Genomic DNA, 25,955 nt, shown 5'->3' on the forward strand with positions numbered 1-25,955 from the left:
GCAAAACACTATAATCGCGCTAGATTCTAGGTGGAGGTAGTATGAGCGCGCAGGAGCTAGGGAAGTTTGGATTCTCACATTTGCTAGAGCTTGCGACTTTCGCGCCAAGTGGGTATGAGAGCACAATGCTTATGGACTCTCTTCATAATGGGGCGCAAGGTGCGCTAGAAGTACAGATCCTAGCTTATAAAAGTTATGCCAAAGTGTTGCAAATCTCCGCCTACGCACTCGCTTTTTCTCAGCCTATCACATTGACATTTTTTCACCCAAAGCCTTATATCAAAAGGCTTTTTGCACTAGATTCTGTGGTATTTGTGCAAGGAGTTTTGCGCGATGATGGTGGGAAATTTTCAATAATCCAGCCAAAGACTATCTACGAGATCAATACCATAATCCCAAAGTTTAAAACTACGCATAAAAATGCAGATATGATAAGACTAACCCAAAGCTTAATTACACAAGAAGCTCTGCAGGAGTGCGGACTGCCTAGTGATGTGGCAAGCTCTCTTGTGCGCATTTTTCACCCGGACAAAGAGTTTTTCCGCGCATTTTGTGTGCGTAAGGGCTTTGATGAGAATACCCTTTATGCACTTAAGTTTTGTGAGATTTACTGCCATCTTTTGCGCCTAAGCACAAAGCGCACAGACTATGCTGCCAAATACCGCTGCATTGGTGATTATCAAGCGTGGGTAAGGAGCTTGCCTTTTGCTCTCACTAGTGCCCAGCAGCGTGTGTGTGCGCAAATTGCCAGCGATCTAGCCAGCACAAAAGCGGCAAAAAGACTTGTGATGGGCGATGTGGGCTGTGGGAAAACGATGGTAATTTTAGCTAGTGTGATGATGGCTTATCCTAAGAAATCCTTGCTTATGGCACCTACAAGCGTGCTAGCAAAGCAGCTCTACGAGCAGGCTCTACTCTACTTACCAAAATCACTAAATATCACTTATATTAGCGCAGAATCTAAGCAGGATTTGCAAGGGCTTTTTGCTTCGCAGGTGGATTTTATCATTGGTACGCAAGCATTGCTCTATCGCGAGATTAGCGGAGAGGAGATTGCGCTTGTGATGAGCGATGAGCAGCATAGATTTGGCGTGAAGCAACGGTATTACTTAGAGAAGCTTGCGACCATAGATTCTACTTCAAAGCCCCATATTTTGCAGTTTTCTGCCACGCCAATCCCTCGTACAATGGCTATGCTAGAATCTAAAATGATTGATGTAAGCATTATTGATGAGCTACCTTATCCTAAAGACATTACTACCACAATCATTTCTAAGCCGTGCTTCCCAGAGCTACTAGCCCATATTAGTGCAGAAGTGGAGGCTGCACGCCAAGTAGCCATCATCTATCCGCTTGTAGAAGAGAGCCAAGTAAGCCAATATCTCTCGCTAAAAGAAGGTGAGGGCTTTTGGCGTGCTAGATTCTCGCAGGTATATAGCACTTCTGGGCAGGACAAAGAAAAGGAAAAGGTGCTAGAAGAGTTTGCACAAAATGGCTCAATATTACTAGCTACCACGCTTATAGAAGTAGGGATTTCTCTGCCAAAGCTCTCTACCATTGTGATTATCGCGCCAGAGAAGCTAGGGTTGGCGACTTTGCACCAGCTAAGGGGCAGGGTGAGTCGCAATGGGCTTAAAGGCTACTGCTATCTCTATACACATACACCAGATTCTGTGCGATTAAGGGAGTTCGCGACGCATTTGAGTGGATTTGACATAGCCCAAATTGATCTCAAATACCGCAAGGGTGGAGACTTGCTCGATGGCAAGCGACAAAGTGGCACACAGTGGGTATGGGCTGATTTAAGTGAAGATGAAGCGATATTTGATCGCGCTAATGCGTGCCTAAGTGACGAAAAATCGATACCCAAATAGCGCGCAGTAGTAGCCAAGCAGCGCGAAGAAATACGACACAATGGTTGTAAAGACAAACAAATACACCACAAACTTTATCCCCCCAGCTTCTCTGCCAAAGGTAATGGTTGCTGCAAAGCAAGGGATATAAAACATCACAAAGATAATAAAAGCAATCGCCGTTGGGAAAGAAATGCTATCGCGCAAGTTTTGTTGTAAGGTGGTGGATTCTTCATTGACATCATCACCTAGTGCGTAGAGGACTCCAAGTGTTGAGACGACCACTTCCTTCGCCGCAAAGCCCGCTACAATTGAGATAGAGAGCCGCCAGTCAAAATCTAGGGGCGCAAAGATTGGGCGCAGGGCTTCACCGATCCTACCGGAGTAAGTTTGGCGCAAGAAGTTTTCATTGTATTCATTGTGTAAATACCATAGCTTCTCTTGTTGTTGCTCTTCGTTGAGTGCGCGAAACTGCTCAGAATCTACCAGCACAGCACGCTTAGCTTCATACTCTTTGGCAAGGGTTGGAGATTTGGGGTATTGAGAGGCAAACCAAATAAGCACGGATCCTAGGAAAATAAATCCCGCTGCCTTTTTCAAAAACATCACCACTTTGCTCCACACGCTAAACCACATTACACGCCAATTTGGCATTCTATACTTTGGCATTTCCATTACAAAGGGCTCCTCATACCCAGCAAAGACAGAGAGCTTGAGCAGCTTGGCAAGCAGTAGCGCGACAATCGTGCCAAAGAGATAAATCCCAAAAAGCACAATACCGGCATATTTTGGGTCAAAAAACGCCCCCACAAATAGCACATAAATAGGCAAGCGTGCGCTACAACTCATAAACCCTATGACAAATAGCGTGATTAGGCGTTCGTTGCGATTTTTTAGCGTGCGAGTAGCCATATAAGCTGGCACAGAGCAGCCAAAGCCCGCTATAAGCGGGATAAAGCTCTTGCCGTGTAAGCCAAATTTATGGAAAAAGCCATCGAGCAAAAAGGCTATGCGTGCCATATAGCCGCTAGATTCTAGTAGCGCGATCCCAAAATACAACACAATAATGAGTGGCAAAAATGCCATAATCGTCCCTACTCCGCCGATGACTCCATCACACAGCAAGGAGGCAAAGTCCTTTATCACAATATGCTCTTTAATCACTTCCGCTAGATTCGCAAACCCTAGCTCAATATAGTCTTTAAAAAATCCGCCCACATAAAAGATCATTTCAAATAGCACAAACATTAGTAGTAGAAAAATAGGAATCCCAAAGACCTTATGCAATAAGAGTGAGTCCATATCTTTGGTTTTTTGTAAGATAGACTTTGGGTAGGTGATTGTCTCTTTAGCTGCGCCTTGGGCGTAGGCTATGGCATCGTGATGGAAGATTCTAGTGATGTTTTTCTCCCCACTTGCAAGTGATAGCTCTTGGCGTGCGCTACTTACACACTGAAGGATCTCGTGGTAGCAGGGCTTATCGTGCAAGTAGATATAAAGCGCACTATCTTGCTTGATGAGCAGGATTGCAAGCTGCCTTGCTGATAGGGGCGAGCTAGCGTATGGGTAGGTTTGTAGCTCATAAAAGGACTGCTGGGTGATAAATAGCTCCACTTTGGCGATAGACTTTTCAATCTTGTCATTATAAATGCGCTTTGGCGCGCACAGGGGTTTTTGCGCATAGGATATGAGCGTATCAAGCAAGAGATCTAGATTCTCACCTGTACTAGCAGAGATGGGCACACAGGGCACACCTAGAATCTCACTTAAGAGTTTGTGGTTGATGTTAATTTGCTCATCTCGTGCTTCATCAATCATATTAAGCCCTAACACCATCTTTACCCCAAGGTCCATAATCTGCCCGCTTAGGGCGAGATTGCGCGAAAGATTGGTAGAATCTAGCACATTTAGCACGATGTCATACTGCCTAGATTCTAGGAAGTCTTTGGTGATTTTTTCCTCTGGGGAGTAGTGGTTGAGTGAGTAGGAGCCGGGTAGGTCGATGATGATGATACGCGTGCTTTGGTAGGTGAAGACTGCTTGAGTTTTTTCAATGGTTACACCACTGAAGTTGCCTACTTTTAGATGTGAGCCACTAAGGGCATTGATCAGCGAGCTTTTGCCGACATTTGGCTGCCCAATGAGTGCTATGGTGAGTGTTTGTATGGGTGATTTTGTAGTGTGGGACATAGAATTTATCCTTTGAACAATTGCTTTAATTATTGAATTATAGTGCTAATCTAAGATTGATTATTATAACCCATAAAGTGTAAATTGCTTAAGTGATAATTTTTCTAAGATGCTCTCCGTGTTAGCTTGGAGCTATCTTGCTTGATTTTAAGCTTCACGCACTACAATAACATTAGAATCCAATAAAGCCTTAAAGAATCTCATCAAAAGAGTCAAAATGCTAGCACTACAAGCTTTGCAGCAGGCACAAGATCGGCTTGCTCCAATTATCGAGTATATCCCACTCTCCCTTGCCCCTAAGCTTTCTTCGCGCTTTGGTACGCATATTTATTTGAAAAAGGAAAACCTCCAACGCACAGGGGCGTTCAAAATCCGTGGCGCGTTTAATAAAATCGCTTCTATGAGCGAAGATGAAAGAGCAAGGGGAGTGATTGCCGCAAGTGCTGGGAATCACGCACAGGGTGTAGCTTACTCCGCTAGGCATTTTGCTATCCCCGCTGTGATTGTGATGCCAGAATCCACTCCGTTGCTTAAGGTCCAGGCTACTAGAGAGCTGGGTGCGGAAGTGGTGCTATGTGGCAATAATTATGATGAGTCCTATGCTAAAGCGTGTGCAATAGCGCAAGATAGGGGCTTAAGCTTTATCCACCCTTTTGCTGATGAAGCCGTTATGGCAGGACAGGGAACTATCGCGCTTGAGATGATTGCTGAAAGGGAGCTAGACATTGTGCTTGTGCCTATTGGTGGGGGCGGACTCATAGGTGGGATCGCTTCTGCTTATCACCACTTAAGCCCACACACTAAGATCATTGGCATAACGGCTAAGGGCGCACCAGCTATGAAAGAGAGCTTTACTCATAAGCATATATGCAACGCAGAATCTGTGCGTACCATTGCTGATGGAATTGCCGTGCGCGATGTGAATGCGCTAAATTTCTCTTATGTGCAGACATTGGTGAGTGATATTATTGAAGTTGATGATGAGGAGATCGCTTCAGCGATTTTGTATCTACTAGAAAATCAAAAGCTCGTGGTAGAAGGAGCTGGGGCTGTGGGCGTGGCAGCTCTCTTGCACAATAAACTTGCTCTAAGTGCAAATGATCGCGTGGGTGTGGTGTTAAGTGGCGGGAATATTGATGTAACAATGCTTAATTTGATTATCCAAAAAGGCTTAATTAAAACAATGCGCAAATTCCAATTCCAAGTGTTGCTTGTCGATAAGCCCGGAGCTTTGCAAGCTTTAAGCGATATCTTTGTCCAAGCACGAGCAAATATCGTGCAAATTGACTATGATAGGACTAGTACCAATCTAGCCTATGGTGATGCGTATGTGATTATTTCGCTTGAGATTAAGGGGCAGGAGCATAAGCAGATGATTTGCGATGTTTTGCGTGCAAATGGCTATGACTTTACAGAGATTCTCTAAAGTAGTGCAAGAGTTTTTCGCGCGCTCTACTTTACTAGTGCGCTTGTGGCTACATAGGCGGTCGCTTCCTAAGGGTCGTAAATATGATCTTGTAGATGTTGGGTTTTTGGGGGGTGTGCTTGGGAGCGTTTTGCTCTTAGTGTATATGGTTGGGGAGATTTCCATTAGCTACAAGGAGCTTATTAAGCTACATAGTAGCGAGTCGTGGCTATTTGCGTGGCTAAGAGTATGTGTGGAGATTTTTGGTAGTAATGACTATGCCCTGCGCTCTAGCTTGATTGCTGTGCATAGTTGCAATATGTGGCTTATGTATATGATAGGAAGAACCTATCTGCGTAAAAAGCGTGATAGTCTCTTCTTAGTGCTGTTATACGCGCTTTTACCCGGTGTGAATCTATCAGCGTTGCTACTTTATGAGAGTGGGTTTATCATTTTTATTTTACTAGTGATTTGCTTTATCCAGCTGCGGTTTAAACGAGTGCCTTATGTGCTTATCTGTCTAGCTGGTATGCTGGATTTGGTGTTTTGTGTGTTATTTATCGCGCTTGGAATCTATGCGATTTTACATAGGAAGAGTAGGGCACTTATAGTTGCACTTGCGGGGTTTGGGGTTAATATGTTTTTGCACTCTAGTTCTATTGCTGGCGTGCCTGAAGCCTACTCTCTTGATGTGTTAGGCGCATTTGCTATGCTTTTTTCTCCATTGTTGTTTTTGTATTATATCTACACGCTATATGCGGCTATTACTAGGCATAAAGATTACTCCCTAATGGTGTTAATAAGCGTAAGTGGGCTGATATTCAGCTTGCTTTTATCCCTGCGGCAAGAAATTGACATCACTAAGTTTGCGCCTTTGTGTGTTGTGGGACTACCTGTTTTGGTGTATGGATTCTACAATGATATGCGCGTGCGCTTGAAAATGTATCGCACACGATTTAAGGTGCGTATAGGGCTAGTTTTTTTTGTACTGTGTGTTGAGAGCTTTTGTCTCTTTGGCAATAAGCTTACTTACCTTTTTAGCGATCAGGCAAATTTTGCGCGCAACTACTACATTGCAAAAGATGTAGCAAGCGCGCTAAAAAGTCGCGGTATAGAGAATCTAAAAGTGCAAAACAGGACACTTGCTTTACGGCTTGGATTCTACGGGGTTTTGGCGGGTAATGAGGCGTGCTTGTATGAAGAACCTACCCCCATAACTCAAAAAAGCGAGACGATAGAGATTGTGTATGTGGGGAGGGTTGTGGCTAGATATAAGCTTGTGAGAAGCAATGCGTGCCGCATTTAGTGCGTTTGAGCTAGTTGTTTCCATTGCGATTTTGGGTGTGTTTGTAAGCTTTGCTATGCCAAGCAGTGCGCATACACTACACCAAGCAGCGCAAATCACACTTGCTTATATCCGCTATACTCAGCATTTAGCCCTAAATGACTCACTAGTGTTTTTTACCCCTAAGCAAACTGCCTCCCTAACAAGTTTGCATCCTTCCATTGACCCCCACAAGCTTTTAGACTCTAGTAAAAACTTCTGGCAAATCCAATTCCACCAAAGCGGAATCTACACACTAAATAGCTTTAGTGTGTTTTTTGACACGCCACGATTTTCACCTACCACAGATAGAGACAATCAACCCCAGTCCGGCGATCTCATCGCCATAAATGGGAAAAATAAACGCTGCTTATCAGGGTATAGTAATGTCAATATCTCCATAGAGTGTCGCAATAATAGTGAGATTCTCGTGCGCTTATATGAAAGCTTTGGGGTAGAATCTATTAGCTTAAGCACAGAGCTTGCCTGCCAAGAGCTATGGACATTTCGCGTGGAATTTGACCGATTTGGTAAGCCTTTTTGTGCTAAAAATGCCAGAACCTTGCAGACTCCTATGCAAATCACGCTTAAAAAAGGCGCGCATACAAAACATATTTGTATTTTGCCACATAGTGGCTACGCCTTTATCGCACCTAGGTGCTAAAGGAGTTCTGCTATAATGCGCGCTAATTTGACTCCAAAGGCAAGGTGTGCTTACTAGCAAGATACGACAAACCCTACTGATGTGGCTTTTGTTTATGGGATTCTCCTATGCTACGCTATCGCAAGAGAGTCCGCTTAATATCCGGTACAAAGACCCTGCCACAATGTCGCTTAAAGAGCTACAAAATGAGCTAATCTCTATTAATACCACTTTAACAACAAGCAACAATCCTTGGCTAAAGCGCTACACAGATTATGCCAACTACAATCGCATCATGCGCCAAATGCACACGCTTCAAGATGAGATCTTACATATCAATGCTCATGACATTGGTGCGCTTAATGAAAAGCGTCTAGCCATAGAGACCTTGGAGCGACAGCTTGATTTGCTAAAGGATGCTAAAAGCGATCCTTTTAGAGACTTGATCCAAAAACCAGAGATAAGCGAAGTGCCTGCTATCACCAATCCTTTTGCCATCATTGGTGGGCTATCTTTCATCAATAATTTGCAAAACACAAAAGCCACATTTGTAAGCAATAAAGAAAGCCTAGAAATCGTGCTAGCACTTATTGAGCGTAAATGCAGACTACTTGAGCAGCTAAACAAGATTGACAAATCCAAAGTCCAAAAAGAGCTAGCCCTTGTGCAAGCAGAGCTACTAGAGTTTCAAAGTGCTTATAACATCATCTCCACAAGCATTGATATTTATAACAAACGCTATGATGAAGTCTATACCCTGCTCTCACACCAAATACAAAAGCAAACTTTCAAGCTTATATATATCGCTTTAGCCATTCTTGTTAGCATAGGGTTGGCATTGGGGCTTAAGCTTCTCATCAAGCGATATATCATCGACAATGAGCGCACCTACACAGCAAATAAAATTATCAATTTTTTTAATATCACCATTATTGTGCTTATTTTGCTCTTTGCCTATTTGGAGAATGTAACTTATCTAGTTGCGGTGCTGGGGTTTGCTTCTGCTGGGCTTGCTATTGCGATGAAAGATTTATTTATGAGTATTTTAGGGTGGTTTGTGATTGTGATTGGAGGGAGCGTGCATGTGGGAGATAGGGTGCGCGTGGAGAAAGATGGCAGTGTCTATGTGGGTGATGTCTTAGATATTTCTATGCTGCGTATTACAATGTATGAAGATGTAACCTTAACTAGCTTTGCACACAATCGTCGAGCCGGGCGTATAGTTTTTATCCCTAATAACTTCGTCTTTACGATGATGATTGCTAATTACACACACAATGGTATGCAAACGGTGTGGGATGGGATAGATTTTTGCATCACTTTTGATTCTAATCATCAAAAAGCCTTGCAAATCGCCCTTGATATTACGGTCAAGCATTCTAAATCTTACACTCAGCTTACTAAAAGCCGCTTGCGCAAAATGCGTGATCGCTATTCGCTTAAGCACGCTAATGTCGATCCTAGGGTGTATAGCTTTATCGCGCCAAATGGTATTACTATCTCTGTGTGGTATCAAACAAACGCCTATGCTACGCTAACATTGCGCAGTCAAATATCGCTAGAGATCACACAAGCCTTTTTGCAAGAGCCAGATATTTTCATCGCCTACGAGACGACTAAGTTTGTCCAAACGCCTTATGACGGCTTTGGCGATAAATCCCATTGAGAAGGCGTTGTATGAAAGAGATAAAACAAGAAAAACCAAAAGTGTTTTTCAAAACTTTTGGCTGTCGTACTAATCTTTATGACACACAGATTATGCGTGAGAATCTAGGGGAGTTTGATCATACTTTGGAAGAAGAGTGCGCGCAGGTGGTGGTGATAAACTCCTGCACGGTAACAAATGGCGCGGATTCTGGTGTGCGTAGCTATGTAAGAAAAGTAAGAGGTATGGGCAAGTCTGTGGTGTTTGCAGGCTGTGGTGTAAAGACGCAGGGTAGGGCGTTGTTTGATAAAGGCTTGGTTGATGGTGTGTTAGGGCATAGCCATAAGGAATCAATAGCGCAGGCTTTAGATAAGCTCGCACAAGGGGAGAAGTTCTTTTATGAAGATAGCTTAGAGCATTTGGATTCTACTATTGTGAGTGAGTTTGTGGGCAAATCGCGTGCTTTTATCAAAATCCAAGAGGGTTGTGATTTTGCCTGTAGCTATTGCATTATCCCCTCTGTGCGTGGCAAATCACGCTCCCTACCACTTAAGCAGATTGTAAGGCAGGTGCAGGTGCTTGTAGATTCTGGTGTGCAAGAAGTCGTGCTTACAGGCACAAATGTTGGGAGCTATGGGCGAGATAGCAACAGCTCTTTACCAAAGCTTTTGCGCGCATTATTTGCACTAGATGGCTTAAAGCGCGTGCGTATCGGTAGCCTTGAGCCAAGCCAAATTGATGAAGAGTTTTGCGAGCTACTAGCCCACTCAAAGCTAGAGCGGCATTTGCATATTGCTTTGCAGCATTCTCATAATGCAATGCTAGCACTAATGAATCGTGCCAATCGCTTTGAGAGTGATTATGAGCTATTGCACAAAGTCGCAGCTCTAGACTATGCCATTGGCACAGATTACATTGTGGGACACCCCGGAGAGAGTGAGAAGATATGGGAGCAAGCTTTGAGTAATGTCCGCACACTTCCACTAACTCATATCCACCCTTTTGTGTATTCTGTGCGCTCTGGGACTGCTTCTGCTAGTATGGGCGATCGTGTCAATGGCACTCTGGCTAAAGAGCGTCTCCATAGTCTCAATACACATATACAAGAAGCAAACCTTATCTTCCGTCAAAAAAGAATGGCGCAAAATAAGCCTCTGCAAGTGCTTATTGAAAAACAATTAGGTGATGTGTATGTCGGGCTTGATGAGCATTTTAATAAAATTTTTATAGAATCTAAGCAGGATTTAGGGCGGTGGGTAGAAATTGTAGAGTATGAGATTAAGGAGCATAACTATGCCAAAATCTAAGCATCTTTTGGTAGTGATTGTGGGCGTGGTGGTGTTTTTGATCCTAGTGCTAGTCCTAGTGTTGAAGGATAATGCTAAGGTCATTTCAGCTGCCACGCTAGAAAATGCCTTGCAAAAAAGTTTCATTATAAAGCTTTGGGAAAAAGATGATTATCTCTACGCTCAAACAAAAGATGCTCGGGTATATAAGATTCTGCGCTCTCAAGTAAATCCCGCCATCATCAAAACTATGCCCATAGATAGAGCATACACAAAGTGGTTTGTGTATGGTGTCGCTGCTTTGCTTATGCTAGTTATTGTCGCTGTGGTAGCGGCTTTAGTGCGCGCGCGCAAATCACACCTAAATATCACGCCAATTAATGCCACCGCGCTCAAAGATTCACTAGAATCCACCATCGTGCCACTATACTCTAATATGCGCTTTAGCGATGTGGCGGGTATTGATGAGGTTAAAGCGGAGCTATTGGAGATTGTAGATTTTCTAAAATATCCGCAAAAATACCAGCGATTTGGTGTCAAACTCCCCAAGGGTATACTGCTTAGTGGTGTGCCCGGCGTGGGCAAGACACTTCTAGCTAAAGCTCTTGCTGGGGAGAGTGGAGTGCCATTTTTCTACCAAAGTGGCTCTGGCTTTGTGGAAATGTATGTGGGTGTGGGTGCAAGAAGAGTACGCGAGCTTTTTAGTAGGGCAAAGGCTAGTGCACCTTGCATTATCTTCATCGATGAAATTGATGCAATTGGCAAAGCGCGCAAAGAGGGCAGCAATAATAGCGAGCGAGAATCTACCTTAAACCAACTGCTTGTAGAGATGGATGGTTTTAGCGATAATAGTGGCGTGGTCGTGCTTGCAGCTACAAATCATATTGATGCGCTTGATCCCGCGCTTTTGCGTAGTGGGCGATTTGATAGGAAGCTTTTCATCGAGCTGCCTAATAAGCAAGAAAGAGAGCAGATTCTATCAATGTATCTTGCCAGCAAGCCAAATACCCTAGCCCAAACGATCCCCCAAATCGCTAGTGAGACTTCAGGTTTTAGTGGTGCAAGCCTTGCAAGCCTTGTCAATGAAGCAGCACTTAATGCTATCCGCAATCAATCCCTTACAATCTCTAAACGCGACTTTGATGAGGTGTATAGCAAAATCCACAGTGGGCTAAAGCGGTTGCCTCTGCTAGAATCTAGCTTGCGTGATGTGTATGCAATCTATCACGCAAGTAAATTGCTCTATGCGCTACATAATGGGCTAATTGTGCAAAAGGTAACATTGTTTGAGACACTTTTGGCGCACTTTTCTGCCCACACGCTAAGCCATAGTGAGCTACTTAAGCGAGTTGGATTCTATCTTGTAGGTGATAGGGCTACGCGTGCGGTGTTTAAGGATAGTTTTGGAGTGTTTGGAGAGGATTATCAAAGGGCGTGCAAGCTCATTGGCGATGGGCAGAAGCTTGGACTAGTTAGTGTGCAGGAGAATTTACCTAGCGCATTTGTCTTTTCTAGTTCTAGTAGTGGGATTGAAGCGATAGACTCTCTTACAAACTTTGTTTTACGCAATAGGGAGGCGATTTTCACCATAGCAGCAGTGCTACTCCAAGAAGAAAGGCTTGAGATAGAAGAAAGGTTTGAGGGTGGGCAAGATTCTATTTCGAGCTTTATGCACTACTATGCAAAAAGAGCTGAAAACTCGATTGTATCGCGCTTACAGGGCTATTTGATATAGCCTAGTTTATAAAGCTCATTAGCTATACGCACGACAATGGGTCCAGCATTACCACCACTTTGCCCGTGTTCAATCAGCGTGGTAATGGCATATTGAGGGTTATGTGCTGGGACAAATGCTGTCATCCACCCGTGTGATCGGTGAAAGTAGGCTAGCTCACTCTCTTTGGCACGCTTTTTTACTTCTTGTGGGATTGAAGTAACTTGCGCGGTCCCTGTTTTGCAAGCAATTTTGACCTGTGCGCCATAGACTCTGCGCGTGCCTGTGCCTCCGGGCGCATTGCACGCTTCTACCATACCCTTTTGGATAGCGGGGAGCTTTGTCTTTTGTAGGTCATTTAGGACATTTTTTGGATCTATGATGTTTTCATCATTGTTTTGCTTTTTTAGGAAGTGCGGCGTGGTGAGCTTGCCACTTGCAAGCAAGGCGGTGTAGCGTGCGATTTGCATAGGGGTGGCTAGGAAGTAGCCCTGCCCGATGGAGGTTTGCACTGTGTCACCCACATACCAAGTGTGTCCATAACGCTGGGCTTTCCAATTTGGCGAAGGGAGAATCCCTCTAGACTCCCCGGGGAAATCCACACCCGTGCGTTCGCCAAAGCCCATAGTCCTAAGCACATTTGTCATATTATCAATTCCAACCACTTGTGAGAGTTTATAGAAATACACATCTACGGATTCTCGCAAGGCTTTAAACATATCCGAGCTTCCGTGTCCACCTTGCTTCCAGTCGCGGAACTGCCATTCGCCGATTTTGATTGAGTAGGGTGTGTCAATTTTGGTCCATTCATTGATATCACCATATTCTAAAATCGCCATTGCGACGCCCATTTTGATAACAGAGCCGGGTGGATATTGCCCATTGACAAAGCGATTGATAAGTGGCGTGTGCGGGTTATCAGTAAGTGTGCGCCACTTTGCCACACTAATACCCCCTACAAAGTCGTTTAAGTCATACTCTGGATAACTCCCAGCTGCTAGAATCTCACCATTTCGCACATCAAGCACGATTACTGCACCATTTTGCTCGCTGTATTCTTCATCGATTGCTCGCTGGAGCTTGGCATCGATGGTTAGAGTGATGTTATTTTGTGTTTGTGGGGAGAACTCTTCTGCTTCGGATACGCGCTGATTATAGGCATTGACAATACTATTGCGATAACCCAGCTGCCCTTGTAAAATCGTATTGTAGTGCCGCTCTATACCCTCTTTGCCAATGATGGAGGTGTATTTACTCACAGGATCATAGAAAACATCATTTTTATCTGCTCTGCCGACATAGCCGATAATGTGTGAGGCAAGCGAGCCATGTGGATAAAATCGGCGGAAAGTAGGCTGTACGCGGATATTGTCTTCTTGTATAAGGGCTGCGTAAGCTGTTTGTATATCATTGCTTGGAATATGGTCGATGACTTTGATAAGGTCGTGGTTATAGGCAGAGTTTTGCTTAGTGTAGGCTTGTATAAGTTCATCGAAGTTTTGATCTGGGAGATGCTTGATGATCATAGCAATAGCAGCGCGCAAGTCTTTGTCATTAAGGAGTGGCTCTAAATACACGCTGAAAAACAGCTCATTAACAGCCAAAGGCTCGCCATTTCGATCAAAGATTAGTCCCCGAGCTGGCACAAGCACTTCTTGCTTAGAGATATTGCGCTTAGCGATTCTCTCATAGTGGTCGTGCCTCTGGATTGTGATGATAAAAATGCGCAGTATTAGGATAATCCACACAAGCATAAAGACAAGTAAGACGATTTTATAAGGGATGCCAAGGCTTTTCATCATCTATCTCTGCTTAAGTTTTTCATACAAAATTCCCACGCATGACTCACATAAAAAATACACGATAAACACACTATGGAGTCTAAACTCAAGCCTAGAGCCAAACATTTCAAAAATATACATCACAAAAAAGTAACTAAGATAGAGCATACCCACATACCAAAAGACAAAGAGAGCGTTATGTCCAAAGATTAAGTTAAATTTCTCTGTAATGATATAGCGCACGATCAAAAACACTAGTGGCAAAATTCCTAGTGGCAACTGATTTTGTGCTTCTAAAATCACTAGACAAATGAGAATCCCAATAGTGGCAATGAGATTTTGTCTTTGATGAATGTCCATAAAAATGATAAATAGCAGTCCAATTAGCGGAGGCAAAAACAAAAATATGCGATTGCACATTGTCCAAATAAAAAACCCACAACAAAGCAGAGCGACTTTAGTGATCTCTTTGTAAGTGCTGTTTTTCATCTTTTGGACCATAATGCTTCCTTAGTCATTGCTACCCAAAAGCGCGCGCAATATACTCACCCGTGTCATATCAAGGAGAGTTTGCGGATCTTGTGGGGATTTGGGGCGGTAGATTGTTTGTGCTATTGTAGCGTTATTTGTGGTGATTAGTGTTCCTTTTTGGCGTAGCTTTGCTAGCTCGTTTTTGGTAAGCTTATCGGCTTTAGTGTAGATGGGTAGCAAGATTTGATCATTAAGGAGAATCGCTTGAATCTGGCGTGCCAGATTCTCATCAATGGGGAGATTTCTATGTCTTGCATCAATTAAGTGGATAAAGACTTTGATACTTCTTCGATGCTGTAAAAATTCCCAAAGATTGCATTGCCAAAGCGCTTGCTCTTGTTTAGAGATTTTGGCATAGCCAATGCCGGGCAAGTCGATAAGTGATATAGGGATACTACTAGATTTAGCACTATCAAACCATACAGAGGAAAAAAAATTAATAAGTCGTGTTTTGCCCGGGGTGGAAGAGCTTTTGGCAAGATTAGATTCTAGGAGGGTGTTGATAAAGGTGCTTTTGCCTACATTGCTTCGCCCTAGCATAACAATTTCACTTGTGTTTGGGGCTGGACACTCACTAAGCTTGCTTGCAGAAGTGAGAAAACTGGCATTTGAGATAGTGATCATTATGGACTGCTAGAATCTAGCGGAGTAGATTCTGGCTCTAGAATAGAATCTACTTGCCTAGATTTTGACTCTGGTTGTTTGATTTCGGGGCTATTTTTGTTGTTTTGCATATCGTTTAGATCGATGATTACACGCACAGGGGCGTTGTTACTGCTCTCAACATTGGCAAAGTTGTTGTCGTTGTTGAGTGTGATTCTCTCTCCTTTTAGGAAGTTTGGCTTGCCGATTTCTTGTACTTGGGCTCTGCCAATGAGCTGATATTCATTAGCCTCGACGAGATAGATAAGCGTATCGCTTTTGCCCTTAAGTCTTCTGCCATCTCGGGTAAGTAGGAGAAAATCTACATTCCCCATAGCTTCAAGCTTGAGTGGCTTGCGCGCTTTATTGACATAGATTCTCACTTCATCGGCATTAAGCTTGTCTTCACCTTTGACCATTTTGACCTTGCCTGTGGCTATGGTAACACCCTTTTTCTCATCAGCAAAGACCTTTTGTGCTTGTATATCAAGCTCTTGTGCCAAAGCAACACCAACAAGCACGCTAACAAACGCGCCTAAGCGCATTAGCTGGCGTATAGATTCTAGCGCATCTATGATCACTTCCCATCCTTTCGCGCTTGCAAGTCTATCTTAGCAGTAACGCTACTTGCAGTTGTGGTTTGAAGTTTTTGATTATAGATGATATTTTGTCCTTCCATACTACCTTCCACTGAGCTCGCCCAAAATGCCCCACTCCCTGTGAAAACCTCATTTTTTGCATCGTATTTCGCGCGCTTGCTATAAAAGACTTCGCCACTGTTTTTCGCATAGACACCGCCTTTGTTGAATGTATAGATATTGTCTGTACGCGTAATTTCTTGCCCATAGACATATTCGATTATGCGCGGTGCATTGGGTATGTGCGGCTGGATTTTGTGCAAAATTGTTTCAAAGCTTTGTTCATATTCTGCATAGCGCAGGGCTTTTGTGCCTTTGATATGTGTTTCTACGCCTGTATTTGTAGCTTGGTAAATAGAGAAGTCATAGAGTTCTACAAGGGGTATTTGTGATTGCTTGAGTAAGATTGCTTGAGTATCTCTAGCAAAGGTTACGATAAAGGCAAGAATCCCAGTAAGTGTTAGTGCGAAAAACCAATGCATACCATAAGCGATATTGCAATAATGCTTTAGCGCATAGATGGGCTTGCGCCATTTTGGATTGTGTAAAATGTGTGAGTTATTCATAGAGAGCTAAAAATTCTTGGTATTCTTCTTCATTGCGCCGCAGGATAAACTCTATCATTTCTCTAACAGCTCCATAGCCACCCCTGCAAGATAGCACCACATCAGCCTTTGTATGCATATATGGATTGGCATTAGCCGGAGCAAAGCACAAGCTAGATTCTCTAAACATACCTAGGTCATTAATATCATCGCCTATGCAAGCTACTTCATCTTTGGAGAGATTAAGTCCAGAGATTATGTTTCTAGCGATTATGGACTTATCTTCCACACCCATAAAAATCCTAGTAATCCCAAGCTCACTAGCTCTTTTTCGCAATGACTTAGACTCTCGCCCAGAGATGATGGCAATCTCTCGCCCAAGTTTTAGCCATGCTACAATCCCTAGTCCATCGTGGATATGAAAGGATTTTGCTTCATAAGTGCCACTATCTAGCTCAAGGAGATTTATCGTGCCATCAGTGAGTGTGCCATCAACATCAAGCAGTAGTAAGCGTATCATAGGCAGCCTTTAGTGCTTGGGATTGTTATGCGATCATTTTTGCTTAATGCCCTGCGCAAAGCCACGCCAAATGCCTTAAACGCAGCTTCTGTGATATGGTGGAGGTTTTTGCCCCTTTTTAGCACGATATGCGCGCTAATATTGGCATTGAAGCATATCGCGCGAAACCACTCTTCTACAAGCTCCACATCAAACTCCCCCACTTTCCCACGATAGTTCTCTCCCATATCAAATACCAAAAACGCGCGATTGCTAATATCAATATCACACTCCACACACGCTTCATCCATTACCACAGCAGCATTGCCAAATCGCTCTATCTGGGATGCAGGGTAAATGCTTTGTGCCAAAAGCTTGCCAAGCACAATCCCGCTATCTTCTACGCTATGGTGAAAATCCACTTCTATATCGCCTTTACACTCTAGCCTTGTGTCAAAAAGCGCGTGCTTGCTGAAGGCTTCTAGCATATGGGTGAAAAACCCAATGTCTGTTTGTATTGTGCTTGTGCCACTTCCGTAAATCTCTAATGATGCGGTAATTTGTGTCTCTTTTGTCAATCGCTCTAGCTGCTGCATATTGCTCCTTATCCTAGAATCTAGCTCGTTAATCTCGCACGATTACGGGACTTAGATTGTGCGACTTGGCGAAGTCTTGTGCTTCTTCTTCACTTTGGAATCCTTGCAAAAAGACCCGATATAAGCCATCTTGCTCTTTGATGCGCGCATTATAGTCTGTATCGCTGTATTTTTGCTTAGTAGATTCTGCACCATTTTTTTGCTTAAACACTCCTAGCTGTAGCGAAAACGACCCACCAGAGACTGATTGACTCTCGCTATCACCTACTTCAAATTCATCTTGGATCGCCTCATTTGAGACACTAAGGGAGTTTTGGTAGTGCTTATCGACTTTCCCACCAAAACCTATGACTTCTATACGCACTTTTGCTGTGCCTTTTTGAACCATATCAATGTCTTTTGCCGCGGCATTAGAGAGATCGATAATGCGCCCATCGACAAAAGGACCACGATCATTGATACGCACAATGGTTGTCTTGCCATTGTCTTTATTAAAGACTTTTACAATAGTATTCATTGGTAGAGTTTTGCTAGCAGCAGTGTGGGCGTGCATATTGTAAGTCTCACCATTTGAGGTAGCTTTGGCGTGGAAGTTTGGACCATACCAGCTAGCAATACCATCAAAGGTTTTACCTACTTTCACTTGTGTGGGGTAATACCACTTCCCAGCGATTTGGTAAGGGCGCATAGTCGCGCGCTGGATTGCTTCACTCTCTCGCATACCACGCAAAAGTGAGGCATTATTCCCGCTAAAGCTATCACTTGGGGCATTGCTCGCACTAAAATTACTGCCGGATTTACCATTTTTACCAAGGCTAAAGACATCGCCATCAAAGGTTTGGTTGATATAGTTTGGCGTAAGTGCGCTTGTGGAGCGATATGACTGCAGAGAATCATAATCGCTAAAAGCTCCAATACCCCCGCTATACACGCTTTCGTTTGCACAACCCACTATAAATACCGCGACAATGCCCATCAAAGCCCATGTAACGCCTAGGAGAGTGAAAATATTATGGTAGGGTCGTTGGGCTTGCATTTTAATTTTGCGTGATTTTTTGTAGTATGGGGATTATGATTTTTTGGTTAGCAAAAATTGTTTGCTTGCTGGAGAAGTTGTTGCTAAGCTTTAGTTCTTCCATACTTATGCCGTATTTTTTAGCAATAGAAGCAAGACTCTCGCCTTTTTTGACTTTATGAAAGATAAAGTTTGCAGTGGCAACGGTGTGTGGGTTGAAGTTTTGCTTGAAGTATGCGAGCCTGTCATAAGGGATATAAATGGCGTATTGCTTGCTTGATTGTGGGAGAAAATTGTAAGTTAGGTGGCGGTTGTATTTCTTAATGTCAGCTAGGCTCATTCCAGCACTTGCTGCGATACTTGCAAGCAGTGTGCCGCCCTTTACCTGCACTTGGGCTAGTGTGTCAAACGCGCCTCGATTTAGGAGATACTCTCTATTAACAGATTGCATTTTTTGTGTATTGCTAAAGGCTAGGGACATACTTAAAATCGTGCGGATATATTGGCGTGTCTCGCCGGGGAGATATTTTTCCTGCTCATCAAGTAGCACTTCTAGCTTGCTACTGCCAGCACGCTCAATTGCTTTTTTGAGTCGCCCAAGTCCGCAGTTATACGCCATTGCTGCGAGATACCACTCTCCTGTGGCATTGTAGAGAAACTGCAAATATTTAATGGCTGCTTGCGTGCTTTTTATAGGGTCTCTGCGTTCATCGATATAGTCGTTAATCACAAGTCCTAAGTCTTTAGCGGTATAGGGCATAAACTGCCAAATCCCTACCGCGCGCTTTTTGCTGTATGCTCTTGATGAGAAGCCAGACTCTGCCATCGCTAGGAACAAAAATTCTTGTGGAATCCCCGCTTGCACGATCATTGAGCGGATAATGGGGATAAACTCATAGCTTGCATCAAACTGCTGCACAAAGCGTGTCCAGCGCGTATCAGTGCTGGTGGATTGCAAAATAGCGTTAGTTTGCAAGGTGTTTAAAAACTCCACGCCAACACCTAGAGAATGCAGCGTAGAAGCAGTGTGATTGTCAGGTATAAAGCCTCCTGCTTGCACACTTGTAAGCAAACTTGCTAATAAGAGCCCCTTGGCAAAGTTCTTGCGTGCCTGCGTTTTAGCAGTGGTCATACAATTGCGCATATTTGTGCGTTGCAATAGTGGTGATGAAAGCGACACGCTCTACTCCTTACATTTTAGAAAGACTAGAATCTTATAGGTTTCAATGGATTTGGTGATTAAAAAAGTTGCGATTATAGCAGATTTTCTAGCGATCATAATACCCATTACCTAAATCTTGCGCCCTAGCTTGTGCTAATGGCAAAGAGTGTGTGAGCATTATTGGTGCTTATTGTTGCTAGCTGTTCTTGTGTAGTTGATAGAATCTCAGCAACTCTTTGGGCAATTAGTGGGATATATTCTGGGCTATTGCGTTGCCCTCTGTGTGGGTGGGGCGTGAGATAGGGTGCATCAGTTTCTAGCACGATGCGCTCCAGAGGGATTTTGGGCAACACCTCTACAAGCCGTCTAGCATTTTTAAATGTCGCCACCCCGCCAATGCCATAATAGAATCTATCACTAAGTTTTAGCAAAATTTCATCAGCATTATAGCAGTGCAAAACTCCGCGCGCCTTTGGGTACTGGGATAGAATCTCATAGGCATCATTGCTGGATTCTCTTATATGCACAATCAGTGGCAAATCCCGCGTTATCGCCTGCTCAATATGTGTGATAAAAACTTCTGTTTGGTTGTGTTTTTGCTCTTGCTTTGGAAAAGAGTCTAAGAAGTGGTAATAATCTAGCCCGCACTCACCTATAGCTACGCATTTTGGCTCATCAAGCAGACTGAAACACTCTTGCAAGGTAGTGTGGTTTGTATTAGCATTGCTGTGGCTAATCTCGCAAGGGTGTAGCCCGCAAGCAAAGTAAATATGCGGATACTGCGTGGCTATCTTTCTTGCGCGCGCAAGTGTATCAGGGCTAGCAGCTGGGATAATACACCCCTTTACCCCTAGTTTTTGCGCGCGTTCTACAACTTCATCTAAATCCGTTTCATAACGCTCATCATCAAGGTGGCAATGTGTATCGATAAATATTGACATTATAGATTCTTTTAGCATAAGTTTTAGGCACATTGTATCCTAAAGATTCTTGTAATGCTACATCATAGGCTAATGCCTTGCATACAAAGTTTTGCTACAATGCGCACTATGTCTTAATAATCATAATTAACAGGATTTGGGATGTTTAGTGGATTGGTGCGAGAGATCGCAAAGGTGCGTGCGCTAGAGAATAATATTTTGCGACTTGAGAGTACATATACACCGCAAATTGGTGATAGTATCGCAGTAAATGGTATGTGCCTAACGGCAATAACACTCCATAGCGATGGATTCTCCCTAGAGATTTCTAAGCACTCTGCACAAAGTGTCGCCATAGAAAACTACACGAAATTTGTGCATATTGAGCCAGCGTTGCGGGCGGACTCTCGGCTAGATGGGCATTTTGTGCAGGGGCATATTGATAGTATTGGCACAATTACTGCCATAGATTCTCACGCGAACCAAACACTCTTTACCATCGCAGTAGATGAGCGCACACTAGGGCTTGTGATCCCACAAGGCTCAATCACAATCGATGGCATTAGTCTAACGATTTCTAGCGTGGGGGAGAGAGCTTTTACACTGACTATCATTCCCCACACAATGCAAAATACTCTATTTTCCAGCTATAAGGTAGGTAGGCGTGTAAATATTGAGACAGATGTCCTCGTGCGCTCAGTTGCGCATATTCTTGCTAAAATGAGCAATGCAGAATCTATGCGCGCTTTTGCTAGATCTATCATAAGTCCAGTGCCAAACTGGAGCGAGCTTGATGATATTGTCCTGAGGTATTAAAGCATATGCAAAAGGCAGTAGCTCTAGCCTATGATGTCAAGCAAGATAACGCACCAAGGGTGCTAGCAAGTGGTAAGGGTACTATCGCAGAAAAGATTATCGCCAAAGCCAAAGAATATGATGTCCCACTCTTTGCCAATGATGAGCTAGTGGATATGCTTTTGCAAGTGGAGATTGAGAGTGAGATTCCAGCAGAGCTGTATGAAGCAGTTGTGCGGGTCTTTGTTTGGCTTAATCGCCTAGAGTCTAATGCCCAGCTAAGTCGCACATAGTGGAGTTTTTATGCAGGCGGTGAGATTCTTGGGACTTGTTGCTTGTATCGCTATTTGTAGCGCGTATTTGCAAGGTTGCTTCTTGCAGGATTTTAATAAGCAAGCCCGCCAAGAAGGTTATAATGCATTTTCATCAAAAAAACCTTCGAGCAATCCCACAGACTTTGCAAAAAAAGCAGAATCTATGCGCGAAAAAGCGTTAAAGCAGGGTGCGAAGGATTCTAGGAGGGTGGAATCTAGCGCACTTGGCGCACTTTTGTCTCAGCAAAAGCAGTGGAAATCAACTCCCTATGTCTCTGGTGGTGCGAAAAAGAGTGGTGCAGATTGTAGTGGCTTTGTGCAAAGTGTTTTTAGCGAGAGCTTTTCTGTGCAGCTCCCTCGCACCACGATTGATCAAATGAAAGGTGGTAAGAAACTGGGTGGTAAGCAGGTGAACCGGAGCAAGCTACGCACAGGGGATTTGGTGTTTTTTAAAACAGGGCGAGGCGCACTTGGCTATCATGTGGGGATTTATCTTGAAAATGGAGAGTTCTTGCACCTATCGGCAAAAGGTGGCGCGAAAATTGCTAGCTTGTCTAATAGCTATTGGTCTCCTAAGTTTATCAAAGCTGTGCGCTATGATATGCCCTAGAATGTGCAAGGATAATGTTTGAGAGTGTTTAGAGGTTTGTGTCTCTATGTAGTTTGTGGTTATGTGGCTTTAAGTGCGCTATCTTTAGAAGAAGCAATCAGTAAGGCTCTGCGCCACTCGGCTAAAGTGCAAAGCCAGATGAACTATGCCTATGCTGCTACTTACAACAAATACTCCACTTATGCCAACTTCTTGCCCACGCTTAGTAGTGGCTACACATATAGCTACAATGCTCCAAGTCTCTCGCCACACTATTCTTTAAACGACATAAACTTAAGTGCGAGTATGAATCTCTTCCGCGGTTTTAAGGACTACTTGACCACTGCAGAATCTAAGCAGAATCTTAGTCGCCAGCAGTTTTTGCTTCATAGTGCTAAAGCAGATGTAGTCCTAAACACTCGACTTGCTTATATCAAAATTTTGCAGAGCAAAGCCCTGCTAAACACTGCGCAAGAGTCTGCACGCTTGCTCAATGAACAACTTAAAAAGGCGAACTCCTTCTACCAGCAAGGCTTGCGCGCTAAAAATGAAGTGCTCACAATGCAGCTACAACTCTCCAATGCGAATATTTCACTAGAAAATGCCAAGATGAATCTTGCTTACGCGCTCAATGAGCTAGAAAATCTCCTTGGGGAGAAGGTAGAAGTAGGGCAGATAGAAGAGATACAAAAGGTGCATCTACATCAATACGATAGGGCAAGCCTAATCGCCCAGATTCTAGAGCGCAATCCTGATTACCTTCTAGTCAAGTCCCAAGCAAAATCCGCGCAGATAACATTCCAAATGACAAAGGCGCAGTTTCTCCCTCAGCTTGATATAACAGGCATTAAGCATTGGTATATCGATGGCGCAGGCAAGGCAAACAACTACTACGGCTTACAATCGCAAGTGCGATTAAACTTCACGCTCAATCTTTTCAATGGCTTACGCGACGGCTTTGCCTATCAGGTTAAAAAGTATGATATGTATGCTCTTAGGCAAAATCTCGTGCAGTATGAGCGCAATGCTGCTTTGCAAATTGATGGGCTTTTGCGTGATTATGCTAATGCCAAGCATCAGCTCACCATCTCTCAAAGCTCTTTGCATCAAGCTAAAGAAAACTACATTATCACAAACAACCGCTACTTGCAGAATCTCTCCACTTATACTGAGCTAATCAACGCCCAACTATTGCTTACAACAATGCAGACAAACATCAACCAAGCGCGCTATAATATCGTAAGTATTCAGTCTAGAATCGAGCGTCTAACTAACCCTTAAAGTAGATTCTAGCCCCACTTGCTATTTGTGGCAAGGTGAGCCAAACTAGAGCAAAGGCTTTCTATGCTTACGATAATCAAACACAATCTTGGCGTGTATTTTATGGTGCTCGCCTGCTTAGAGTTTGCCCTAATTGGTGCTTGTGCGAAGATTTTGAGCGAAGATGGACTTCCTAGCATTGAGATTATGTTTTTCCGCAATGCTCTTGGGACACTTTTTATGTTTTATCTCTTGCGCAAAGTTAAGGTCCATAAAGATGGTGGGCATTTTCTCTTGTTACTTTTTCGCGGATTAGCTGGGACAATCTCTTTGTATTTGTTTTTTTATAATATTGCACATATTTCACTTGGTGGGGCATTTGCTTTCCAAAAGATCTCCCCCATTTTTATTACACTTATTGCGTTTTTTCTCTTCAAAGAAAACATAGGACTAAGGGGCTGGCTTGGGATTTTCATCGCATTTTCTGGGGTGCTTTGCATCTTCCAGCCTTTTGATTCTAGCCTTGCACAAGTTGATAGCAAAAATGCCCTGCTTGGTATTGTCAGTGGGTTTTTCGCTGCACTTGCACTCATTAGTGTGCGCGGACTGCGCAATTTCTACCCCGCAGAGTATATTGCTTTTTCATTTATTGCTATTGGGACGATTCTGCCGTTTTTCTCTATGTTTATTGGGGTGTTTTACGCACCTAGCGGGGCGGACTTTTTTATCGCGCCATTTGTTATGCCAAGTGCGAAATCGTGGATTTTTATAGGCATTATGGGGGCTATTGGCGTGCTTTATCAAATCCACATTACCAAAAGCTATGGCGTAGCAAAAAAGGCAGGGGTAGTTGCAGGGGTGAGCTACCTTGATGTGGTGTTTTCTGTGTTGATTGGTGTGGTGTTTGATGGTTTCCCTAGCACGCTAATGCTTCTTGGTATTGGGGCGATTGTCTTTGGGGGGTTGATTTTGGTGTTTAGGAAATTATAGCCTTTGCTATAATAGGGCAAAAACAAAGGCGGTCGTATGATTCTTAGTGTCCCAGCTACAAGTGCCAACCTTGGACCCGGGCTTGATGTACTTGGGCTTAGCTTAGATTTTCGCAATGAGTTTCATATCACTCAAGCGCGTAAAAGTAGCGTAGAGATCTATGGAGAGGGGCAGGGGGTGCAGCGGTTTTTGGAGGATAATATGTTTGTAAAGATTTTTCGCAAGACTTTAGAGCAGCTGCAAGGTGGTGCTGGGGAGTTTCGCTTTGAGTTTTATAACAAAATCCCTGTGTCAAGAGGTATGGGCTCTAGTTCGGCGGTGATTGTAGGAGCGATTGCAGCAGCCTATAAGGTCGCAAATGTTCCCATCGATAAGCAAGGGATAATAGAGCAGGCTCTAGCGTATGAGCCACACCCTGATAATATCGCACCCGCGACTTTTGGAGGTTTTACAATCTCTATGCTAGGGGGCAGAGCGGATTCTGGCAAGGTATTTTCTATTAAGCACACTATGCCTGCATATTTGCGTGCAGTAATGGTGATCCCCAACCGCTCCATTTCTACGAAGTATTCTCGCCAAAGTCTGCCTAAAAAATACACCAGCTATGATGTCATCTACAATATGTCGCATACAAGTGTTCTAAGCGCGGCGATTATGCAAGAAAGATGGGATTTACTAAGGCTTGCTAGTAGAGATAAGCTCCACCAAGAGCGTAGGATGCGCCAATATCCTGTGCTTTTTAGCGTGCAAAAGTGCGCGCTAGAAAATGGTGCGCTAATGAGCACGCTTTCAGGTAGCGGGAGTAGTTTTTTTAATCTCTGCTTAGAGAGCGATATGAGCCACTTGCTCCAAGCCTTGCAAGATAGATTCCAGCACTTTCGTGTGATCCCTATGCGGCTTGATAATGGTGGGCTAATCTTTAGCGATGAGAAGATATAGGGCTAGATTCTAGCTTTTGTTGAATGGATTGATCTCGCCAAGTAGGTTGAGTGCTTGAGAGCGTTTGTTACTCTCCACACTTTTATGGGCATCGTTTAGAGCGGAGATAAGTAGAATCTGCAGTGATTCTTTATCCTCTAGCAAAGAATCATCAATACTAATATCAACCACTTCTCCAGCACCATTCATACTAACCCCCACAAGCCCTCCTCCGCTTTTGGCTGTGATAATAGAGTCTTGTGCGCTAGATTCTAGCTCTTTGATCTGCTCTTGCATCGTGTTTAACAGGGATTGAAACTGATTTATATCAAACATTCTTGCTCCTATTGTTGTAATAAGTGATTGTTTTCATCGACAAAGGCGATTTTTGGCTTATGGGCTTTGGCTTCATCTGCTTCCATACTTGCATAAGCGATGATAATTACCACATCACCTACGCAAGCAAGCCTAGCAGCCGCACCATTTATACATACCATTCCGCTACCACTCTCCCCTAGCATTACATAAGTGCTAAATCTTGCGCCATTATTGACATTGACTACATCAACTTTCATACCTTCAAGCAACCCCACTGCCTTACATAGCTGCTTATCAATGGTGATAGAGCCGACATAGTTGATATTAGCATCACTCACACGAGCGCGATGGATTTTGGCATAGAGCATTTCAAAGTGCATAG

Annotated in this window: 26 protein-coding genes; 13 read left to right on the plus strand and 13 right to left on the minus strand. The window is 43.6% G+C overall.

Annotation, left to right across the window (positions count from 1 at the left end; genetic code table 11):
- Positions 1 to 41: 41 nt before the first annotated feature.
- Positions 42 to 1,874 (plus strand): ATP-dependent DNA helicase RecG, encoded by a 1,833-nt coding sequence (gene recG, locus IKB69_RS00820; protein ID WP_290945137.1) that lies wholly within the window; start codon positions 42 to 44, stop codon positions 1,872 to 1,874.
- Here the strand turns inward: recG and feoB are convergent.
- Entirely contained in the window at positions 1,845 to 4,043 is a 2,199-nt protein-coding gene (gene feoB / locus IKB69_RS00825; protein WP_290945139.1) for a ferrous iron transport protein B, read from the minus strand. The two genes, recG and feoB, sit on opposite strands and share 30 nt — an antisense overlap.
- Positions 4,044 to 4,260: 217 nt before the next feature.
- Between feoB and ilvA the strand changes: the two genes are divergently transcribed.
- Genes ilvA through IKB69_RS00855 form a run of 6 tightly spaced genes read left to right on the plus strand, consistent with a single transcriptional unit; the run spans position 4,261 to position 12,081 of the window.
- Positions 4,261 to 5,469 carry a threonine ammonia-lyase gene (gene ilvA, locus IKB69_RS00830; protein ID WP_290945141.1) on the plus strand — a complete coding sequence of 403 codons (1,209 nt, stop codon included), beginning with the start codon at positions 4,261 to 4,263 and terminating at the stop codon, positions 5,467 to 5,469.
- Positions 5,426 to 6,754 carry a hypothetical protein gene (locus IKB69_RS00835; protein ID WP_290945143.1) on the plus strand — a complete coding sequence of 443 codons (1,329 nt, stop codon included), beginning with the start codon at positions 5,426 to 5,428 and terminating at the stop codon, positions 6,752 to 6,754. Before ilvA ends, IKB69_RS00835 begins: the two co-directional genes overlap by 44 nt.
- Positions 6,738 to 7,436, plus strand: coding sequence for a hypothetical protein (locus IKB69_RS00840; RefSeq protein WP_290945145.1), 699 nt, complete (start codon positions 6,738 to 6,740; stop codon positions 7,434 to 7,436). Before IKB69_RS00835 ends, IKB69_RS00840 begins: the two co-directional genes overlap by 17 nt.
- Positions 7,437 to 7,482: 46 nt before the next feature.
- Positions 7,483 to 9,081 carry a mechanosensitive ion channel domain-containing protein gene (locus tag IKB69_RS00845; protein WP_290945147.1) on the plus strand — a complete coding sequence of 533 codons (1,599 nt, stop codon included), beginning with the start codon at positions 7,483 to 7,485 and terminating at the stop codon, positions 9,079 to 9,081.
- A gap of 11 nt (positions 9,082 to 9,092) precedes the next feature.
- Positions 9,093 to 10,367 carry a tRNA (N(6)-L-threonylcarbamoyladenosine(37)-C(2))-methylthiotransferase MtaB gene (gene mtaB / locus IKB69_RS00850; RefSeq protein ID WP_290945149.1) on the plus strand — a complete coding sequence of 425 codons (1,275 nt, stop codon included), beginning with the start codon at positions 9,093 to 9,095 and terminating at the stop codon, positions 10,365 to 10,367.
- On the plus strand, positions 10,354 to 12,081 hold the full coding sequence (locus IKB69_RS00855) for an AAA family ATPase (RefSeq protein ID WP_290945151.1): 1,728 nt from the start codon (positions 10,354 to 10,356) through the stop codon (positions 12,079 to 12,081). Before mtaB ends, IKB69_RS00855 begins: the two co-directional genes overlap by 14 nt.
- Here IKB69_RS00855 and mrdA read toward each other — a convergent pair.
- The 10 genes from mrdA to IKB69_RS00905 form a co-directional block, all read right to left on the minus strand.
- The gene (gene mrdA / locus IKB69_RS00860) at positions 12,069 to 13,862 is read right to left on the minus strand and encodes a penicillin-binding protein 2 (RefSeq protein WP_290945153.1); all 1,794 of its coding nucleotides are present in this window, start codon (positions 13,860 to 13,862) and stop codon (positions 12,069 to 12,071) included. The genes IKB69_RS00855 and mrdA overlap by 13 nt on opposite strands.
- The gene (locus tag IKB69_RS00865; protein ID WP_290945155.1) at positions 13,863 to 14,342 is read right to left on the minus strand and encodes a hypothetical protein; all 480 of its coding nucleotides are present in this window, start codon (positions 14,340 to 14,342) and stop codon (positions 13,863 to 13,865) included.
- 9 nt (positions 14,343 to 14,351) lie between these two features.
- Positions 14,352 to 14,996, minus strand: coding sequence for a ribosome biogenesis GTP-binding protein YihA/YsxC (gene yihA / locus IKB69_RS00870; protein ID WP_290945157.1), 645 nt, complete (start codon positions 14,994 to 14,996; stop codon positions 14,352 to 14,354).
- Entirely contained in the window at positions 14,996 to 15,595 is a 600-nt protein-coding gene (gene lptA / locus IKB69_RS00875) for a lipopolysaccharide transport periplasmic protein LptA (protein WP_290945159.1), read from the minus strand. Before lptA ends, yihA begins: the two co-directional genes overlap by 1 nt.
- Positions 15,592 to 16,218: a hypothetical protein gene (locus tag IKB69_RS00880; RefSeq protein WP_290945161.1), complete on the minus strand. Its 627-nt coding sequence runs from the start codon at positions 16,216 to 16,218 to the stop codon at positions 15,592 to 15,594. The genes lptA and IKB69_RS00880 overlap by 4 nt, the downstream gene beginning before the upstream one ends.
- Positions 16,211 to 16,717 carry an HAD hydrolase family protein gene (locus IKB69_RS00885; RefSeq protein WP_290945163.1) on the minus strand — a complete coding sequence of 169 codons (507 nt, stop codon included), beginning with the start codon at positions 16,715 to 16,717 and terminating at the stop codon, positions 16,211 to 16,213. Before IKB69_RS00885 ends, IKB69_RS00880 begins: the two co-directional genes overlap by 8 nt.
- Positions 16,714 to 17,292, minus strand: a complete 579-nt coding sequence (hisB, locus tag IKB69_RS00890; protein ID WP_290945165.1) for an imidazoleglycerol-phosphate dehydratase HisB — start codon at positions 17,290 to 17,292, stop codon at positions 16,714 to 16,716. The genes IKB69_RS00885 and hisB overlap by 4 nt, the downstream gene beginning before the upstream one ends.
- A gap of 28 nt (positions 17,293 to 17,320) precedes the next feature.
- Complete coding sequence (locus IKB69_RS00895; RefSeq protein ID WP_290945167.1) at positions 17,321 to 18,328, minus strand: septal ring lytic transglycosylase RlpA family protein; 1,008 nt, start codon at positions 18,326 to 18,328, stop codon at positions 17,321 to 17,323.
- Between the two features lies 1 nt (position 18,329).
- Positions 18,330 to 19,487 carry a lytic transglycosylase domain-containing protein gene (locus tag IKB69_RS00900; RefSeq protein WP_290945169.1) on the minus strand — a complete coding sequence of 386 codons (1,158 nt, stop codon included), beginning with the start codon at positions 19,485 to 19,487 and terminating at the stop codon, positions 18,330 to 18,332.
- A 125-nt stretch (positions 19,488 to 19,612) separates the two neighbouring features.
- A complete protein-coding gene (locus tag IKB69_RS00905; RefSeq protein ID WP_290945236.1) occupies positions 19,613 to 20,404 on the minus strand; it encodes a TatD family hydrolase in 792 nt (263 codons plus the stop codon).
- 147 nt (positions 20,405 to 20,551) lie between these two features.
- Between IKB69_RS00905 and ribE the strand changes: the two genes are divergently transcribed.
- From ribE to thrB, 6 genes are all read left to right on the plus strand, one after another.
- The gene (gene ribE / locus IKB69_RS00910; RefSeq protein WP_290945171.1) at positions 20,552 to 21,205 is read left to right on the plus strand and encodes a riboflavin synthase; all 654 of its coding nucleotides are present in this window, start codon (positions 20,552 to 20,554) and stop codon (positions 21,203 to 21,205) included.
- 5 nt (positions 21,206 to 21,210) lie between these two features.
- Positions 21,211 to 21,477 carry an EscU/YscU/HrcU family type III secretion system export apparatus switch protein gene (locus IKB69_RS00915; RefSeq protein WP_290945173.1) on the plus strand — a complete coding sequence of 89 codons (267 nt, stop codon included), beginning with the start codon at positions 21,211 to 21,213 and terminating at the stop codon, positions 21,475 to 21,477.
- Between the two features lie 10 nt (positions 21,478 to 21,487).
- Entirely contained in the window at positions 21,488 to 22,108 is a 621-nt protein-coding gene (locus IKB69_RS00920) for an NlpC/P60 family protein (RefSeq protein WP_290945175.1), read from the plus strand.
- A gap of 24 nt (positions 22,109 to 22,132) precedes the next feature.
- A complete protein-coding gene (locus IKB69_RS00925) occupies positions 22,133 to 23,368 on the plus strand; it encodes a TolC family protein (protein ID WP_290945238.1) in 1,236 nt (411 codons plus the stop codon).
- Between the two features lie 63 nt (positions 23,369 to 23,431).
- Positions 23,432 to 24,337, plus strand: coding sequence for a DMT family transporter (locus IKB69_RS00930; protein WP_290945177.1), 906 nt, complete (start codon positions 23,432 to 23,434; stop codon positions 24,335 to 24,337).
- 36 nt (positions 24,338 to 24,373) lie between these two features.
- The gene (gene thrB, locus IKB69_RS00935; RefSeq protein WP_290945180.1) at positions 24,374 to 25,276 is read left to right on the plus strand and encodes a homoserine kinase; all 903 of its coding nucleotides are present in this window, start codon (positions 24,374 to 24,376) and stop codon (positions 25,274 to 25,276) included.
- Between the two features lie 9 nt (positions 25,277 to 25,285).
- On the opposite strand, the gene IKB69_RS00940 is transcribed toward thrB, so the two are convergent.
- Together IKB69_RS00940 and panD are read right to left on the minus strand one after the other, a co-directional pair.
- Entirely contained in the window at positions 25,286 to 25,591 is a 306-nt protein-coding gene (locus tag IKB69_RS00940; protein ID WP_290945182.1) for a YbaB/EbfC family nucleoid-associated protein, read from the minus strand.
- Between the two features lie 8 nt (positions 25,592 to 25,599).
- On the minus strand, positions 25,600 to 25,953 hold the full coding sequence (gene panD, locus IKB69_RS00945; protein ID WP_290945184.1) for an aspartate 1-decarboxylase: 354 nt from the start codon (positions 25,951 to 25,953) through the stop codon (positions 25,600 to 25,602).
- Positions 25,954 to 25,955: the final 2 nt, after the last annotated feature.

It is taken from the genome of Helicobacter sp., from assembly GCF_017502485.1.
Lineage (GTDB): Bacteria > Campylobacterota > Campylobacteria > Campylobacterales > Helicobacteraceae > Helicobacter_B.